This is a genomic window from Nocardia sp. NPDC058497 (assembly GCF_042720195.1).
In the GTDB taxonomy this organism is placed as follows: domain Bacteria; phylum Actinomycetota; class Actinomycetes; order Mycobacteriales; family Mycobacteriaceae; genus Nocardia.
On sequence record NZ_JBHXMY010000029.1, the window covers coordinates 1 to 995 of the forward strand.

Annotated in this window: 1 protein-coding gene and 1 pseudogene; both read right to left on the minus strand. The window is 75.1% G+C overall.

What is annotated here, in order from left to right; translation table 11 throughout:
* Positions 1-28 precede the first annotated feature (28 nt).
* Positions 29-409, minus strand: a complete 381-nt coding sequence (locus ACFWPJ_RS03820; protein ID WP_378846767.1) for an ESX secretion-associated protein EspG — start codon at positions 407-409, stop codon at positions 29-31.
* Positions 406-995 (minus strand): annotated as a pseudogene (locus ACFWPJ_RS03825) (PPE family protein); the annotation flags it as partial. The gene ACFWPJ_RS03820 and the pseudogene ACFWPJ_RS03825, both read right to left, overlap by 4 nt.

The following is a 995-nucleotide window of genomic DNA, read 5'->3' on the forward strand; positions in this document are numbered from 1 at the left end:
AATCCGGGGGTGGGGGGCGCGGTTTGGTCTATCCCCCAGTGGTGGGGCCCCGCCGGGGCCCCCCCCCCCCGGCGGGGCCCCCCCCCCGCGCCAGACAGAACCGGTTCACGTGGCCCTGGACCACCCACCGCAGCGCGATGATCCACTGCGGCCGGTAGAGCACCCGTAGGCGCTCGGCCAGCTCGGGCGCCACCACCTCACCGAACAGCAGTTCGCGTTCGGTGAGGGCGGCCTCGGCAGCCTTCATAGCCGCGTCGTGCGCCGCGAGATGGTCGTAGCGGCCCATGGCGTCGAGCACCACGGGCATCTCGTCGAACTGCAGCTTCTCCAGGAGGAACTGCATGTCGTCGAGCGAGAGCACGACGGCCTCGAGCAGTGAACCCCCGCCGCCCCCGCCGAGAACCGTCACTTGGCCGTTCCGGCGAGGTCGGCGCCGATCACGCCTTCGGCGGTGTAGCGGCCGTCGGTGAAGGCCTCGTTCGACTGGCCGTAGTCGATGGCGTCGTGCTCGTCGTCGTCCTCGCCGTTGGCCCGGTTGCCGAGCAGCGGGTTGGCGCCGGTGCCGGTGTTGCGCACGGGCGCGCTGTCGACGCGGGAGACGACCGACTCGCTGACCGGAGCGGCCGCGGGCGCGCTCGCGGCCGGAGCACCCCAGCCCTCGGGCATCTTGAGCTGGCCAGGGGCGAGCGAGACACCGCCGAGGCCGGCCGCCGAGGTGGCCACGCCCGCCGCGGCACCCGCAGCGCCGACGCCCGCCATGGCGGGAATCGCGGCGGTGGCCGCCGGCATGGTCGCCGTGGTGGCGGCCGAGATGGCGGAGGCGCCGAGGTTGCCGACCGTGCCGACACCACTGCTGACGACACCACCGGCGACATTGGCCGCCTGGGTGGCCGCGCTGACGACACCGGGGTTGGTGACGAAGGCCTGCGCCGCGGCGACCGCGGTGGCCACCGGGTCGCCGCCGAAGGCGCCCGGCGCCGCGGGGCCCGCCCCGC